The organism is Arthrobacter sp. Leaf69 (genome assembly GCF_001422645.1).
Lineage (GTDB): Bacteria > Actinomycetota > Actinomycetes > Actinomycetales > Micrococcaceae > Arthrobacter.
In genome coordinates this window covers 713994-730076 of sequence record NZ_LMLR01000010.1, presented here as the reverse complement: position 1 = coordinate 730076, position 16083 = coordinate 713994, and the positions used below count along the sequence as shown (strand labels likewise).

The window sequence follows — 16083 nt, the reverse complement described above, 5'->3', positions numbered from 1 at the left end:
GGTCAAAACCGGGCCGCGGGGGGAAGGGGTCAGGAGGCAGTCGGGCCGAAATTTGGGCGCGGTTCAGCGACAGAGGCCGGGGTGGCGGTGACGAAGTACATCCATCCGCTAGTCAAAGTAATCATTTCTCCCAACCTCCTTTTCTGTTATGCCGTAGCTCCGGCTGACTGGCCGGGCGACGCGCGCCTCGACCCCGGCAGGACGCTCTGGGGTCAGAAATAAAAATACCCTATGTCGGCGGTACTTGACTACCGAATTCATAAACTTTCTTGAAGTTATTTTCTAAACCGCATTTATAGGCCCCATCGGACCACTGCCGGGGTCCTCTTATCCCAGCCGAGCGTGCACACTTTCGCAGTTCCCAGAATGAAATGCCGGCCCTCGTGGGGATCGAGCCCCAGCCACCGGGCGGTGAGGATCCGGGAGAAGTGGCCGTGCGCAACGATCAGCACGTTGTCCAGGCCGGATTCGAGCACACGGGCCACAATCTTGTCCGCGCGCGCGGCGACGTCGTCGAGGGCTTCGCCGTTCGGTACGCCGTGGGTCCAGATCAGGTAGTCCGGGTTGTCCTTGCGGATCAGGTCCGAGCTGATGCCCTCGTAGTCGCCGTAGTCCCACTCAACGGCGAGTGGCTCCAGCTGGGCGTCGGGGAAGCCAGCCAGTTCCGCGGTGCGGCGGGCACGCCGCAGCGGCGACGTCAGCACCAGGTCAAAATCGACGGCGTCGAGCACCTTGCGCGCCTCCACGGACTGCTGCTCGCCCTCTACGGTGAGCGGGAGGTCGGTGAGGCCGGTGTACTGGCCGCTCTTGGACCATTCGGTTTCGCCGTGCCGCAGGATCCACAGCTGCGGACGGGGGCCGTTGACAGGTGCACTCACTTAGGACTCCTCTGTTGAGAGCGCGACGGCGGATTCGGGCTGCGCCGCCCACCATTCGTGCAGTTTGGCTTCGGCCGCGGCGGGGTCCAGCGGGCCGTGCTCCATCCGTTCCTCCAGAAGGAACTTGTAGGCGCGCCCGACGACAGGTCCGGGTTTGAGTCCCAGGAGTTCCATGATGCGGCCGCCGTCCAGGTCGGGGCGAACGGCTTCGAGGGATTCCTGCTCGCGCAAGGCCGCGATCCGGGCTTCAAGATCGTCGTAGGCGAAGGCGAGCCGCTCGGCCTTGCGCTGGTTGCGGGTGGTCACGTCCGAGCGGGTCAGCCGGTGCAGTCGTTCCAGGAGGGGGCCCGCGTCGGTGACATAGCGGCGGACCGCGGAGTCGCTCCAGCCCGCATCGCCGTAGCCGTAGAAGCGCATGTGCAGCTCCACCAGCTTTGCTACGGCCTTGATGGTGTCGTTGTCGAAGCGCAGCGCCTTCATCCGTTTAGTCGTCAGTTTGGATCCGACCATGTCGTGGTGGCGGAAGCTCACGGCGCCGCCCGGTTCGAAGCGGCGCGTGGCCGGCTTCCCGACGTCGTGCATCAACGCTGCGAACCGCAGCACAAAGTCCGGGCCGGGCACGGCGCCGTCGGCATCCGATTCGAGGGCGGAGGCCTGCTCCAGGACCTGGAGTGAGTGCTGGTACACATCCTTGTGGCGGTGGTGTTCGTCCGATTCGAGGCGCAGCGCGGAGACTTCAGGCAGCACGAAGTCGGCCAGCCCGGTGTCCACTAGCAGGTCCACGCCAGCCCGGGGATGCGCCGCGCAGATGAGCTTGACCAGCTCCTCGCGGACACGTTCCGCGGAGATCATGGTGATCCGCTCCGCCATCCGGGACATGGCGGCGCGGACGTCCTCGTGCACTGTGATGCCCAGCTGCGCGGCGAAGCGGGCAGCCCGCATCATGCGCAGCGGGTCGTCGGAAAAGGATGCTTCCGGGGCGCCCGGGGTGGCGAGGATGGAAGCGTGCAGGTCGCGGACTCCGCCGAACGGATCCACCAGCTCCAAAGAGGGGAGCCGCAGGGCCATGGCGTTGATGGTGAAGTCCCGGCGCAGCAAGTCATCCGTCAGCGAGTTGCCGAAGGCCACCACGGGTTTGCGGGAGTCAGGATCGTATGCCTCGGCGCGGTAGGTGGTGATTTCGATCTGGAAGCCGGACTTGCGCATCCCGATGGTGCCAAAGGCGCGCCCGATTTCCCAATAGTTGTCAGCCCACTTCTTGATGAGGGCAACCGTCTGGTCCGGTGTGGCGTCCGTGGTGAAGTCCAGGTCCGGAGACGTCCTGCCCAGGAACAGATCGCGCACCGGTCCGCCCACGAGGGAGAGTTCGTGGCCGGCGTCAACAAACCGCTGCCCAAGCTCCAGGACCACAGGGTCCACCTGGAAATCAACAGTGTGCGAGTCAGTCTTGTGATGTGCGTGCGCCATAGTTTCTTAAGCTTGTCAGAAATCCCGGCCAGCACCACACCGAATACTCCCTAAGTCCGCCACCGGCAGCGAATGCGCGGACGGAACCGGCGATCCACTTTCCCGGCCGTCCACTTTCCTGCCATGTTTAGGTCATCAAGTGCGGACAAGAGTCGTTAGAGTGGACTTCATGGCCCATCCCGTACCGAGCGCTCCCGGCAGGAGGACAAACGCACCGTTGCCATCGGCAATCGGTGCCAACGTCGCGCCGGTACAGCACTCCGGGCAGGCCTCCCTCCCCACCGTGGAGGAAGTCTCCGCCGGCGGCGTCGTGGTGGACACGTCCGACGCCGAGCTCCGGGTTGCGATCATTGCCCGCCTTAATCGCGGCGGACGGCTGGAATGGTGCCTGCCGAAGGGGCATCCGGAAGGCAAAGAGAGCAACGAGGAAGCCGCCGTGCGGGAAATCGCCGAGGAAACCGGCATCGAAGGCAAGATCCTCGCCCCGCTGGGAAGCATCGACTACTGGTTCACGGTCAGCGGCCACCGCGTCCACAAGACCGTCCACCACTACCTCCTCCAGGCCACGGGCGGGGAGCTGACCATCGAGAACGATCCCGACAAGGAAGCCGTGGACGTCGCCTGGGTGCCCATCCATGAGCTGGCCCGGAAGCTTTCCTTCCCGAACGAACGCCGCATCGCGGACCTCGCGAAGGAAGTCCTGCCGGAGCACCGCTAGGGCCACGCAGGCCTCTTATCGGACTCCGATAGCGCCTAAAGCCGTGCCCGGGTGAGACGATGAAGACGATGTCATCTGCCAAACCCACCCCAGCACACTCCGGCACCGCCGATTCCAAAGCTGTCCAATCCGGAGAAGTCCGTTCCAGCGCCATCATGGCCGCCGGCACGCTGGTCTCGCGTTTCCTGGGCTTCGCCAAGACCTGGATGCTGGCGGCCGCCCTTGGCCTGGGCTCCACCGTCAACGACACGTTCATCAACGCGAACAACCTGCCGAACCTGATCTTCCTGCTGGTGGCCGGAGGCGTCTTCAACGCCGTCCTGGTGCCCCAGATCATCAAGGCGAGCAAGGCTCCGGACAAGGGCGCCGACTACATCAGCCGGCTGCTGACGCTTGCGGTGCTGGTGCTGCTGGCCCTGACACTGGCGGTGACGCTGCTGGCGCCGTGGGTCATTGAGCTGACGACGCAGGGTTACTCGCCGCAGCAGAAGGCCCTCGCCGTGTCCTTCGCGTTCTGGTGCCTTCCGCAGATCTTCTTCTACGGCCTGTACGCCCTGCTGACCCAGGTGCTCAACGCCCACGGCGCGTTCGGGCCGGCGATGTGGGCCCCAATCCTGAACAACATTGTCGCGATCGCCGGCCTCGGCATGTTCATCTGGATGTTCGGTGCCAACGTGGCCAACCCGCACACGCTGGACACGTGGGACTCCAGCCAGACCTTCCTGGTGGCCGGGTTCTCCACCATCGGTGTGATCGCCCAGACCGCCATCCTGCTGGTCCCGGTGTTCAGGCTCCGCCTGGGCCTGCGTCCGCGGTTCGGCTGGCGCGGCGTCGGCCTGGGACATGCCGCCCGGCTGAGCGTCTGGACCCTGGCGACGGCCGCCGTCGGGCAGCTGGCGTTCCTCTATGTCATGCGTATCGCCACAATTCCGGGCGCGGAACGCCTCCGCCTGGAACAGGCAGGGGACCCGGCCGCGGACACGATGCCGGGCAACGCCGTTCTGGAAGTGGCCAGCCAGCTCTACCTGCTCCCGCACTCCATCATTGCGCTCTCGCTGGCCACGGTGCTGTTCAACCGGATGACCCGGGCCTCGCAGGACGGGGACCGCGCGGCGCTGCGCAACGCACTCTCCCACGGGCTGCGGACCATGGCCGTCGCCACCGTCTTCGGCGCGCTGGCGCTCTTCGCGCTGGCCGGGCCCCTGGGCATGTTCTTCTCCGGCGGGGTGAAACAGGACGGCGTTATGCTGGCCCAAACCCTCACTATCCTGGCCCTGAGCACGCCCTTCATGAGCGCCAACTTCATGATGTCCCGGGTGTTCTACGCCAACGAGGACGCCCGGACGCCGTTCTTCATCCAGCTGGTGCTGGCCCTCGTGAACGTGGTCGCCGCCTTCACGATCCAGTTCCTGCCGTTCGATCAGATCATTTTCGCCATCGCCATCCTCTACACCGGCGGCAACATCCTGTCGGTGATTGTCAGCGCGGTCTTCCTGCGCCGGCTCCTGGGCCATCTGGACGGCCCGCGGATCGCCAACTCCTACATCAGGATGGGCTACGCCGCGCTGGGTTCCGCACTGGCGGGGGCAGGGGCTTTGTGGCTGCTGGGCAGTTACAGCCCGGATGGCTTCGCCTGGAGCACCCCCATCGCCGCTCTGGTGACGATCGCCGTCGTCGGGCCCGTCATGCTGGCGGCCTACCTGCTCCTGCTGAAGCTCTTCCGCGTGACCGAGCTGAGCGACCTGCTGCAGCCGCTGCTGGGCCGCCTGCGCCGCCGGCAGGCTGCCGAGCCCGGCGCCGAAGACCTGCCGGACGGCGCCGCCGCAACGCGGACCAGGCCGGAACGTGCCACCGTCTCGGTGGACACCGGCCTTATTCCGAGAATTTCGGGGGAGTTCGACGCCGCATCCTTCCGTGCCGGCCCTGACCTTGGCGAACAGGACGAACGCGCCGGACGCGCCGGGCCGGAGGGCGGTTACCTTCCCGCCGAGGATTTGCCGAGCACCGCGGAGGGCGGCTTGGGGCGTGGGGACAGCCCGCTGCCTGGACGCCGGACCTACCAGGGACCGGCGGGACACAACCCTTATTTCCCGTTCGGCGGCAAGAAGAAAAAATAGTAACCAGTCGGGTCGCAGCGCCGTGCTTCCGCGGCGCGGACACTGCATCGGCTAGGATCGAAGACTAACAAGGGGAGTTGCAGACCAGGGGTCCACCGGCTTACCGGGGGACCCGCGGTCACTGATGAAGTGATCAGTTCGGCAACTCCCGGACAGTCTAGGAGGAACCCGTGTCCCACCCGATCGATGTCGGATCAGTACTAGGTGGCCGTTACAAGGTCACTGCCACTGTACTGACCTCACATGACCAGGATCTGGTGCTGGACGGTGTGGACCAGGTGCTCAACCGCGCGGTGAGCATTCTCGTGGCCGGGCCCGACAACGCGGATCAAGTGGCCCAGAGCGCCCGGGAAGTCGCCACGGGCGAACGTCCCGGCAACGTGCAGATCCTCGACCTTGGGGTCAGCGAAGCCACTACCTACCTCATCACCAACCACACCTCAGCCGCAGACCTGCTGGACCTGGTTGTCTCCTCCAACCCGCCCTACGTGGAGCCCTTCTTTACGGACACGCTTGGCAGTGAAATCTTCGGCCAGCCGCGTTCCCACGAACCCGAAACCTACGACGGCCTCTACGACGAAGAAGAAGTTGACGCCGGCTACATCACCTACGGGCAGAACCAACCGGGCGCCCCCGCATCCGGAGCCGCTCCGGCCGCTCCGCCCGCGTCCCCGGCACGCGTGCCCTCGCGTCCAGGAACGTCACCGGCCGCAGGTGCCGCAGCAGCTGGCGCGGCGGGAGCTGCCGCCGCTGCTGGTGCCCGTGGTGCCGCCGCGGCGCCGGCGCCGTCCGCGAAAGCCCCGTCCCCCGACACGGCACCGCAGGAAGCGGCTTCCCACACGACGGCGCCCCAGCCCGTGCAGGGAGGCGCGCCCCGCTCCGCTGCCCCTGACTCCAAGCCACCGGCTCCCGCCGAAACGCCGAAGGTTTCCCTGTGGTCCGACGACGACTACGACCAGCCGGCCCCCGACGAACGGCAAACCTCCCGCCCGGGCCCGGCGACTGCCGCCATGGCCGCGAGCGGTTCAGCGGACCGGCCGCCGGGATACTTCCCCGGCTCAGCCCGAAACAGCGAAGCCGCAGAGGATGACGAGTACTACGGCAACGATGAAGAGCCGCAGCGCGAGCCGCGGTCCATGCGCTGGCTGGTAGGCGGGCTTCTGGCGGCCGTCCTGGTGGTCGGCCTGGTTCTCGCTGTTACCAATCTCGGCAGTCTCTTCAAGTCCGCACCGGAACCCGACGCCGTCGCCACTGCCTCCGCAAGCGCGCCCGCGACACCCTCGGCGGAGCCGTCCGATACCGGCAGCCCCGCGCCGGCCACCGCTCCGCCCGCGATTGAGGGCGTCACGCGGCAGGGCGACTTTGACTTTGCCGGAACCTACGACGGCGATCTGGTCAAGACCTTCGACGGGAATGCCGCCAGTTACTGGTCGGACATGGAATTCGCCACGGACAGCTGGGGCGGATTCGCCCCCGATGGTGTTCCGCTCGTCGTCAAGTTGAAAGAGCCTGCCAAGATTTCCTCGGTGACACTCAGCCAGTTGGGGGCCTCGGGCGGCAGCATCAGCGTCTTCACCAACGACCGCCCGTCCTTGGACGGTGCCAAGCAGGTGGGCAGCAACAGCTTCACCTCCCCGGACCTCACGCTGCCCCTGCAGGAACCCGTCACAGCGCAGTACGTCATCGTCTCAATCAAGACCCTGCCCAAGCTGGCGGCGCCGAAGACGCGCTACGGATTCGGCCTGCGCCTGGCCGAGATCAAGGTCCAGTAGGGGACCGTAACCAAGCCAGTACCCCCGCGGTCCCCGGCGCCAAGACGGTACCCTGAGTCTTGGCGCCGTCCCGTGGTGCCCGGTCAGACCGGAATATTCAGCGCCCAGTAGTAGTTGTGCCATGTGGCCGGCCACCCCAGGCGGGCGCATCGACAAAGGAAGAGGTTCACCGTTCAGTGAGCAACGCAGAAAACACCGCGTCCGAAGTGCGTGATGTCATCATCGTCGGCTCCGGCCCCGCGGGCTACACGGCCGCGGTGTACACGGCGCGCGCAAACCTGAAGCCGCTGCTCCTGGCCGGCTCGGTGACCGCCGGCGGCGAACTGATGAACACCACCGACGTCGAGAACTACCCGGGATTCCCCGACGGCATCATGGGTCCGGACCTGATGGAGAACTTCGAGAAGCAGGCTGCCCGGTTCGGCACGGAAATCCAGTTCGAGGACGTGACCGAACTGGATCTCGACGGCGACATCAAAACCGTGACCATCGGCTCAGGGGAGACCTTCCAGGCGCGGTCCATCATTCTGTCGACCGGTTCGGCCTACCGTGAGCTCGGCCTGCCCAACGAGAAGCGACTCTCCGGCCACGGCGTCAGCTGGTGTGCAACTTGCGACGGTTTCTTCTTCAAGGATCAGGACATCGCCGTTATTGGCGGCGGTGACTCCGCAATGGAAGAAGCACTCTTCCTCACCAAGTTCGCCAAGACTGTCACCGTCGTCCACCGCCGCGACACCCTCCGCGCGTCCAAGATCATGGCCGACCGCGCCCTTGCGCACGAGAAGATCAGCTTCATCTGGAACACCGGCGTCGAGGATGTCCTGGGACAGGACAAGGTCACCGGACTTCAGCTGAAGAACCTTGTGGACGGCACCGAGACCGAACTCGCCGTCACGGGCGTGTTTGTTGCGATCGGGAACGATCCCCGCACGGACCTCGTCAAGGGGAAGCTGGACCTGACCCCGGAGGGAACCATCGCCGTCGAAGGACGCACCTCGAAGACCAGCGTCCAGGGCGTTTTCGCCGCCGGCGACGTCATCGACCCGACCTACCGCCAGGCCATCACGGCCTCCGGTTCCGGCTGCGTGGCCGCCCTCGACGTCGAACACTACCTCGCAGATTTCGACGCCTAGATCCGTCGAGCATCAACCAACCGAAGAGAGAGACAGGGCTATGAGCAACGCAAAAGACGTAACTGACGCTAGTTTCAGCACCGACGTACTGGCTTCGGCCAAGCCGGTCATTGTGGACTTCTGGGCCGAATGGTGCGGACCGTGCCGCAAACTCGGACCCATCCTCGACGAGATCTCCGTTGAGTACAGCGAGAAGGTGGACGTCGTCAAGGTAAACGTTGACGACAACCCGGCAATCGCAGCCCAGTTTGGTATCACGTCCATCCCCGCGGTCTACCTGTTCCAGGGCGGCGAAGTGACAGGCACCGTCATCGGGGCGCGCCCCAAGCAGTTCTTCGAGAAGGAATTTGCGGACGTCTTGTCCTAGGTTTCCCTCCGGGCGGCGCGACGCCGCCCAAACCCTAAGGTGGCCCTACTTCCGGACCAGGAAGCGGGGCCACCTTTTTGTGGGTCGCGGATCCTTTTCGGCCAAGGGCGGGGCAACTTTGTCCCTACATCCGCCTAGGCGGCGATTATTATGTTGATAGCAATCGGGATGAATTGCATTACGCTTTGGATATCCCTGAGCGTGCCGTTCTGCCCACGCGGGGCAGCCCGCTTGCAGACTTCCGGGGGAGGGCGTCTGGCCCGCTGCTAGGTGGGAGCGGCGGCGGCCCCAGTGGGAAACGATCGGGGCTTCCGGACATTTCGTACTAGCCGATTGCCGGAAGTGCCTCTGGTGCACCCTGGAGGATTTGACCGTCCCACGTTCGACGGACTACGTGCGCGATTCCACGTGGAACGTATCGGCTCCCTCACACGCGCGGTGGGTGCCACAACGAGCGGTGGAACTCTGCGGCGGGTGTGCCCGTGTTTCACGTGAAACATGAGGACGCTTTCTCTGGCGTGCACTTGCTGAGCCACGATACTGCGACATGCCTGTCCGAGACTCCTGATTTGCATTCTCATAATCCGATTTCGTATGCAATTCAAAGTTAGACGGAGATTCGAGAGAAAATTGCGAGCTTTTCACGAAATAGCTCCCAGATGGGGCTGGACGATCTCCAAGGGGATGGCACTCTTCAAGAAACTGGCGAGGATCTCTTCAGCCTCCCGCGGATTGCTCTACCGGCACCTGCCTCGCTCCTGGTCCAGCCGTCACTCAAGCCCTCGCAAGAGCGATGTGGCCCGCAGCGACGATCTGACGGCATAAAGTGATACGTCGGCTGTGAATGTAGCGTCGAGGACGGGTATTGGCGCCAGCACACTGTCCGGCGGCCCCTACCCGCAGCTCTTAAGACGTATCGGGGAGCATGCACCTCCAGGGACACCCAACCGGACCCGGTGATCCGTCATCTCGTCCACGGTCACTCATCACCAGCATGGGTAACCGTCAGGAAATCACTTGAATAGAGTGCAGTCACATGTTTCACGTGAAACCCTATGATGGGCCGACAAGGGGGGGCTATCGGGCAGATATTCCGGTTATACGTGGAAATGAGGAGGGGAGCGTGTGCTCCTTCACCGCCAACTGCCAGCCGCCTTTAACCATCTCGCCGAAAACAAGAGCGCTGGGTGCGGCCTGCTGCTGCCATTGCCACTGGCTTGTCCGGAGGACGGGGGCATGACAGAGGGCAGACATGTTTCACGTGAAACAGCATTGCAGGCTCACGGCTGCCGTCCATGTTGTGTCGCTGGCGGAAATCTGAACGCGGATTCGAATAAGTAATACATAACTCCCAGATATGGCCGGGTGTGGACTTTGGGCTCGCCCTCCATCGGTCCACTTCCTCAAATTTTGTGACTTCGAAACGCTCTGCCCGGATTCCTTGGTTCCTGGTTCCTGAACTCCGTGATTGCTGGTTCGGGGGATCTTGTCCTCGGGCTCCGTCGGTTCCAGGTTTGGGTTCCCTGATTTCCTGATCCCTGATCCCTGCTCCTGAACCCTTGGTATTATTCGCTGCCTGCTATCAGTCGCTTGGGCGCCCCACAGGGAGCAGGCGCATGCAGGATAGCTATGCAGCTACCCGTCACACGTTGAAGCCCCTCCCATGCGGGCGCTCAGTACCAGCGGGATACTGCACGCCTTCGCGTTTCACGTGAAACACAACCCGGCCAGTTGGTAGGACATGTCGCTGTCCAACACTCACGGACCGATTGAGTGCTGCGCGCGCGATGTCCACGGCTCCTCCCGGACTGCTGCTTCGAAGTGGCCGACTATGCCCATTCAGGACCGTTGGCCAGTCGTTACCAGCCGCTATTGGCGTTCTTAGATCCCGTTACATGCCATCGGTTGCCGGCCAACAACTGCGGGAACGGGCGCCGCCTGGCACCTGTCGCCAGCCTGACGTCCGGACACGGCCGCGCGTTCCGCGCGGCCGGCATCCTCTCCCTCCGAGAAGAAGGAGCGGGGCGATGACTCCTACTGGCGAGGGTCGCCCCAGGGATGCTCCAGGAGAAGTAGTGGGCCACTACCAGGCGTCGATACGCCTGTTGCTGGGGTGCTTGAAACTCCGTGGATCACTACAGGTCTGGGTCCCCTCTCTCGGCCTGTCTGGTCGTTGTCGCCAGCCCCAACGGAGTGGGAACACCTGTCGGGCAGGTCCAGCCGTGCAGCGCTGGCGAGTGGTTCGATCCCGGTGACATGGCACCGTCAGGGGAGAGGGCAGTGCACCTGAGCTCACTCGCTTCACCGTCGAAAACACAAGCACCTACGGGTCTAGTACATCAATGGACCCGCCTCTGCTTGTTGGACCCTATGCCGAACCCAACCAGGCGTCAGCGTGGAAAGGCACGCGCCGACGCGCAGCGTGCGTCTCCACATTCATGGGCCGGACATCACCCCGCCACATGAGCGACCCGGACAAGAACCGTCCGTTGTGCGCCGAGTGAGCACACAACGAAGCACGTGCCTACTGGACAATGTCATCACTCCGGCACAGTGAATGGCGGCCCCAGTCCTGGTCCAATCGCGATGCCCAAAGCATCTTGAGCAGCGGGCCGCGCACCCACGTTCCGGGCCACACCGCGCAGATCAGAGGACACCGTGGGCCGGGGGGCATTCCGGCCGCAGACCCCCAGCTGCCAGGAATCCACGTGCTGGCATCGCCGCCGACCGGTCGAGGAAATCTCCTGACTCGATGTTACAAGATGCTCTTCTCCCCAAGTTCTCCACAGAACTTATTCACACAGTTATCCACAGGCGCTGAGGGATTTCTCACAACCGTGGGGGCTGTCTATCCGCTGCGGGAACGACGGTGCGTTCCCCGTCTCGTCTGCACCGAGAGGAGTATCGAGGACTGCCCAGCCGAGAGCGTCCGCCTGGGACGCTGGGCGGATCCCCGTATGTGCCCATAAACCGCCTGATTCAGCGGAAAATTAACCCCGGACGGGGGAATTAGAAAGCACGGGCGGGTGTGAATCACTTCACTCGAAGATGGCCGGAGATGTTTCACGTGAAACGGGACCGCCCTTGGCGGAGGGGTCCGACGCACCTGCAGATTCCGTGCCTTTCCTTCCACACGCAATCAGCGGTGAGACAGGCCGGCGGTCGGAGTAATCCACAAAGTTATCCACAGCTATATCCACCGCTCTATCCACCGGATATCCACGCCCCAGGGCTCGGTTATGACACCTAGGGAGTGCCATTGGACAAGACCGGTCAAGCCCGCAAACGATGCAGGTCAGGCCCGAATCGGGAGGCAACTTCGGAGGCGTTGGGACCCGGCACCCAATCTCTTGTCGACACCTCCAGGGAAGCAATCGCCGCGACCCGTCAACTACAAAACGGTCCCGTCAAGCCGGGCAACACACAAGCCTCGGGGGACGGCCCACCGGGTCGCCGCAGTCGTACTCACCGGACAATCTTTTCCAGTTTTCCGGGGGAGCGTCGTCTGCTTTCCGCTTGATCCCACAGCCCTACTCGGTCAGACTCCTGCGAGGGAGTCAGCACGATTCCTAAGGCCCGACTCTGTCAGCCTTGCCAAGGAGACTCGTCTGATCCCCAGGGTCCCAACTCTGTGCGCCGTCCGGCAAATCCTTGGCTTGATTCTGATGGCTGGACCTTATCAGTCTCCCGGGGGGACTGGCCCGACGAGCCTTCCGGGGGAGTGGCATCCGGTTGGTCGACCGAGAACGGCCGGCACTTCTCACATCCACGGCCACATAGGTTCACACCACGAGCAAGAACTCTGCTGGCGGTCTCCGTGGCGCAGAGCCTAGGCGCCCTTGTCGATCTCATCACAACGTGCCGTCGTTTCCGAGGAAGAATCTGATCCCTACTTGCCGTGTTTGCCAGGACGAAAGCGTCGGCAGTTGGGGCGGAGGGGATTACAGGATCGACTCTCTCTCGCAACGTCTCCCCGCCATTGCCGAGCACACGGAGGGGCTGCCGTGCCGCCTTACCGCCACCATCTACCAACAACGTGCCCCTTGGCGTTCGCGTGTAGCCACACTGGAATGGGCTACGAGCGGCCTTCACCACGTCGCAGGAGGCGCCGACAAGGAAAGCCTCCACGTCGACCACTATGGCCCGGTGGCGTTGTCCCTTTGCTGGGCTCCGAACCCATCATCGCGTGAAGGTAAGGAATCCAACTAGCGGCTCCGAGCGCACGACAGGTGGTAGACGAGGCAGCCAGTTTCAGTCTTTTGCAGGTCTACGCTCGAAGAGGACGCAATCAAGCACAAGCGAAGGTACCCGGTCCACCCTGTGGTTCAAGGTCCTCTTTGGTCTCCAGGGGTACTGTCGGGACAGCAATCTGGCGATTCCTGCTTGCTTTAGACCTGTGGAGCTGCGGTTGAGACCGTAATTTTGCGGTTCGGTCGGGGGGATCCGCTAGGGTCTGCAGAACCCATCTGCGCGTGCCGTATGGGCCGGGTAAGTTCCGAGCCTTCCCTGAGCGCAGCTGGGGGTGATCCCGGCCGCTCCTGCCTCCTCAGGGGCTTGGTGACGCCCCGATGTCCCTGCGCAATACGCGAGAGTCGCCCAGTAGCGCCCGGCGGCCCGGCATCGGACATCACAGCAAGCGATAGGGGACAGCTGTCTGCTAATAGCTTCCTAGTGATTGACTGTTTCACGTGAAACCACGCCGCTTCTGCTGTGAGAGGTGCCTTGAGCGGCCTGGACTCACCACCCGGATGATCGAAAGGCACATCCCGAGAGGACCAGTGGCAAGAACATTCTGATTGCGGGGACTGACGCTACCGCAGGTGTAGAACAGATCAGCTGATGGTGGACCGAGGCTCCGGATTGTGGAGACACGACTGGATGATCCAACTTATGAATCTCACCGCCGGATGGAAGGCAGTCGCCCCATTCTTGGGACTTCTTAGTCAGCCCACGGTTTCACGTGAAACACGCCGACCTAGTTCTCGCCCGGGATCCCAGAGCTCCAAGACCAAAGCGAGGATCACACTCCAGGAAGCCCCCCAGGCAGCTGCTCCGTCGCAATCGGCCGGTCGCCGCAGTATGGCACACCCCTGGTGTCATGAAGGGAGATCCTCAAGGTGCGTTCACTTGACGCTTCCAGCTGTCTCGAACCACGTCACCGAATCCAGGAGTCGGCCCCTGGCACAAAAAAGGACCCGTTTCACGTGAAACGGGTCCTTTCCTATCTCCGGTCCGGTGCTAGTTGGAAGCTCCCGGCGAAAGAACATCCATGATCCTATTCAGATCTTCCACGCTGGCGAACTCGATGCTAACCCGTCCCTTGCGGGCGCCAAGAGAAATCTTGACGTTGGTATCGAGGCGGTCAGAGAGCGACGAAGCCAGATAATCCAGGCGTTCGTGACGAGCCCCTGGACGCGGAATGTTGTTCTTCGGGGCGGAGGACGGATTCTGGTAGAGCGTCACCGCTTCTTCGGTCGCACGTACCGACATGCCTTCCGCAACAATCTTCTGCGCCAGGCGTTCCATGGCAGCGGCATCCGGCAAAGCCAGCAGGGCACGGGCGTGGCCGGCAGAGATAACGTTGGCGGCCACACGGCGCTGTACCAGCGGCGGAAGCTTGAGCAGCCTCAGGGTGTTGGACACCTGCGGGCGCGAGCGTCCGATGCGGTCAGCCAGTTGTTCATGCGTGGTGCCGAAGTCCTCGAGCAGCTGCTGGTAGGCCGCGGCCTCCTCGAGGGGATTCAGCTGGCTCCGGTGCAGGTTTTCCAGCAGGGCGTCGCGGAGGAGGTCGTCATCGGTGGTGTCACGGACAATTGCGGGGATGGTTTCCAGTCCGGCGGCCTGTACTGCACGCCACCGACGCTCGCCCATAACGAGCTCGTAGGGTTCTCCGCCCTTTTCAGTTGAAGTACGGACAACAATTGGCTGGAGGACACCGATTTCCCGAACTGAATGAACCAGCTCCGCCATGTCGTCCTCATCAAAGACTGAACGCGGCTGCTTGCGGTTGGGGTGGATGTCGGTGACCGGAATTTCGGCAAAACGCACACCGGGTACCTCAACGAGTTCCACTCCCTGGTCTTCCGCATCGGGAACAACCGCAGTTTCCTCGGCGGCCGGCACGCCGGCGGCAGTCTTTGATGCGGACGCCGGAGAAGCACCCTTGGATGCAGGAACCTTCCGCGCCGGCGCCTTTTTCGCACCGGCAGCCGTCTTCCGATCCGTGACGTCAGACGCCCCGCCCGGAGATGTGTTCGCGGAAGGTGCCAGCGGCTCTGCTGCTACCTCCTCGTCGGGAGCCACATCGGGGTCTACCGCAGCGGACACCTCCGCAGCGGGCGTCCGCTTGCGTGCTTCAGGAAAAAACAGATCCACTGGACGGGACGGCGCTGACCCGTTGCCGGACGCCGCGGCGGAACTTGGAATGAGTGCCCCAAGTCCACGGCCGAGGCCGCGTCGCTTATCGCTCATGGATAAATCCCTCCATTGGAAGAGCCGGGCATCACCGGGCTCTAGCTAGTGCAATGCTTGAACAGATTCTAACGTTCCGCGATTTCGGCGGCGGCTTCCAGGTAGGACAGGGCCCCGCTGGATGAAGGATCATAGGTCATCACGGTCTGCTGGTAGCTGGGAGCTTCAGAAATTCGTACCGAACGAGGGACCACAGCTCCAAGAACCTGCTCCGGGAAGTGTTCACGTACCTCAGCTGCCACTTGGGCGGCCAGATTGGTGCGGCCGTCGTACATGGTCAGGAGAATCGTGGACACAACCAGGTCGGCATTCAAGTGCTTCTGAATCATTTCGATGTTCTTGAGCAACTGGCTCAGTCCTTCGAGCGCGTAGTACTCGCACTGAATCGGAATGAGCACCTCATTGGCGGCACAGAACGCGTTGACTGTCAGCAGGCCAAGACTCGGCGGGCAGTCGATGAAGATGTAATCCAGTCGCTCCTCACCGTTCTTTGCCCGCTCCTTGGCATACACGTCAATGGCGCGGCGGAGCCGCTGCTCGCGGGCAACCAGGCTGACCAGTTCAATCTCAGCGCCGGCAAGGTGGATGGTGGCCGGTGCACAGATCAGCTTGTCGATGTCCGGGCACGGTGCAACGACGTCCTGCAACGGGATGTCGTTGATGAGCACGTCATAAATGCTGTCAACGTCGGCGTGGTGTTCGATTCCAAGAGCCGTCGAGGCATTTCCCTGCGGATCGATGTCGATGACCAGCACGTTCAAGCCGGCGGCGGCCAGGGCGGCGGCGATGTTGACCGTCGTCGTGGTCTTGCCGACCCCGCCCTTCTGGTTCGAGACGGTGAAGATCCGGGTCTTCTCCGGCTTCGGAAGTTCGCGGCCCAAGAGCCGTTCACGCCGCTTGTTCTCATGGGCGAGCTCACGGGCAATGGGGCTGGAGTCGTCGATGGAGTCCAACACGTTGCCGCTGGAGGCAACAGATGTTTCACGTGAAACGCTGGCCATCCCGGCCGTTTTCGCAACCGCTGCCGTGTGATTTCCGGAGTAATCATGAGTGATTGCAGGCGCAACGAAGGCCCGTGCGGACCCCAGGGACACAAACGGTGGAATCCGCTGTGTGGAGGCTTCGCTACTGGTCACTGTGACACACTCACTCTCGTTCGG

Annotated in this window: 9 protein-coding genes; 5 read left to right on the top strand and 4 right to left on the bottom strand. The window is 63.3% G+C overall.

What is annotated here, in order from left to right:
• Positions 1-293: 293 nt before the first annotated feature.
• Both ASE96_RS08655 and ASE96_RS08650 read right to left on the bottom strand, forming a co-directional pair.
• A complete protein-coding gene (locus ASE96_RS08655) occupies positions 294-878 on the bottom strand; it encodes a histidine phosphatase family protein (protein WP_056428771.1) in 585 nt (194 codons plus the stop codon).
• Complete coding sequence (locus tag ASE96_RS08650; RefSeq protein WP_056428768.1) at positions 879-2345, bottom strand: CCA tRNA nucleotidyltransferase; 1467 nt, start codon at positions 2343-2345, stop codon at positions 879-881.
• Positions 2346-2514: 169 nt separating this feature from the next.
• Between ASE96_RS08650 and ASE96_RS08645 the strand changes: the two genes are divergently transcribed.
• The 5 genes from ASE96_RS08645 to trxA all read left to right on the top strand — a co-directional run bounded on the left by ASE96_RS08645 (position 2515) and on the right by trxA (position 8452).
• A complete protein-coding gene (locus ASE96_RS08645) occupies positions 2515-3063 on the top strand; it encodes an NUDIX hydrolase (protein ID WP_395940335.1) in 549 nt (182 codons plus the stop codon).
• A gap of 68 nt (positions 3064-3131) precedes the next feature.
• Complete coding sequence (gene murJ, locus ASE96_RS08640) at positions 3132-5180, top strand: murein biosynthesis integral membrane protein MurJ (RefSeq protein WP_056428762.1); 2049 nt, start codon at positions 3132-3134, stop codon at positions 5178-5180.
• Positions 5181-5350: 170 nt separating this feature from the next.
• Positions 5351-6952, top strand: coding sequence for a hypothetical protein (locus ASE96_RS08635; protein ID WP_056428760.1), 1602 nt, complete (start codon positions 5351-5353; stop codon positions 6950-6952).
• Positions 6953-7128: 176 nt separating this feature from the next.
• Complete coding sequence (gene trxB, locus ASE96_RS08630) at positions 7129-8085, top strand: thioredoxin-disulfide reductase (RefSeq protein WP_056428757.1); 957 nt, start codon at positions 7129-7131, stop codon at positions 8083-8085.
• A 40-nt stretch (positions 8086-8125) separates the two neighbouring features.
• Positions 8126-8452: a thioredoxin gene (trxA, locus tag ASE96_RS08625; protein WP_056428755.1), complete on the top strand. Its 327-nt coding sequence runs from the start codon at positions 8126-8128 to the stop codon at positions 8450-8452.
• Positions 8453-13690: 5238 nt separating this feature from the next.
• Here trxA and ASE96_RS08620 read toward each other — a convergent pair.
• A complete protein-coding gene (locus tag ASE96_RS08620; protein ID WP_056428753.1) occupies positions 13691-14923 on the bottom strand; it encodes a ParB/RepB/Spo0J family partition protein in 1233 nt (410 codons plus the stop codon).
• Positions 14924-14991: 68 nt separating this feature from the next.
• On the bottom strand, positions 14992-16059 hold the full coding sequence (locus tag ASE96_RS08615) for a ParA family protein (protein WP_326951866.1): 1068 nt from the start codon (positions 16057-16059) through the stop codon (positions 14992-14994).
• Positions 16060-16083: the final 24 nt, after the last annotated feature.